We start from the raw sequence: 848 nt of genomic DNA, 5'->3' as shown, positions 1-848 counted from the left end.
AAGATGCTCATAAAACTGAAGAAGAACACACACACGAGCATACCCACAATGATACACATGAACATGAAGAGCATCATAACATCGAAAAACATTCAGATAATCATGAAGAAGATCATGCGCATGAAAACAAGCAAATTACAGCTTTATTAGTAACCTTTAGAAACCCTATGGGCTTACTAACTTTACCCAGAAAAATAAACGACACTAGCAATTTACAAGCTGCTTTACCTAAATATGAATTAGATAGATTATATGAATTTACAAGTATAGGTTTTAAAACCATTACCTGGATAGCCTATTTAATTTTAATAATTTCTGGCATCACAATTTTTATAAACTTATATAAAATGGTAAAAGAACGCGCTTATGATTTGGCCTTATTACGCAGTTATGGTGCTAGTAATTTTCAGCTAATTAAAATGGTTTTTTATGAGGGTTTTATAGCCGCATTTTTAGCATTTATTCTTGGGCTAACTATTGTTAAAATTGGCACTTATGCCCTAATTAAATTTAGTAACTTAGGCATGAAAGCACACATTATTCAACCATTAAACATACAAGATGGTATACAAATTGCGGTATTAGTTTTTATAATGGTAACTTTGTCTATAGCGTTTGCTATTTACCCCATTTTAAAAATGAATATTTCAACTATTTTAAGTAATGAAAAATAAAATATTAATTGGCTTANTTGGCAAAAGTTACATTTGAAGAGAAATTTTTACCTGCTTATGATGAAGCTTTTTTAGTACCAACGTTTTCAAACACTTTAAAAGCTTTAGAAGGAAAATATGTTACCATTAAGGGATATTTTTTAAATATTGCTCCAGAAGAAAAAATATATATAC

At 29.2% G+C, this 848-nt stretch carries 1 protein-coding gene; it reads left to right on the top strand.

Translation table 11 applies throughout. The features are described from left to right. Nucleotides 1-674 (top strand): ABC transporter permease (locus FUA24_RS07700; RefSeq protein ID WP_148541169.1); only part of this gene is annotated, 674 nt, incomplete at its 5' end. Between the last annotated feature and the right edge of the window lie 174 nt (nt 675-848).

It is taken from the genome of Seonamhaeicola marinus (genome assembly GCF_008085455.1).
The sequence above is the reverse complement of the archived record's forward strand: the minus strand, read 5'-3'. Positions and strand labels throughout refer to the sequence as shown.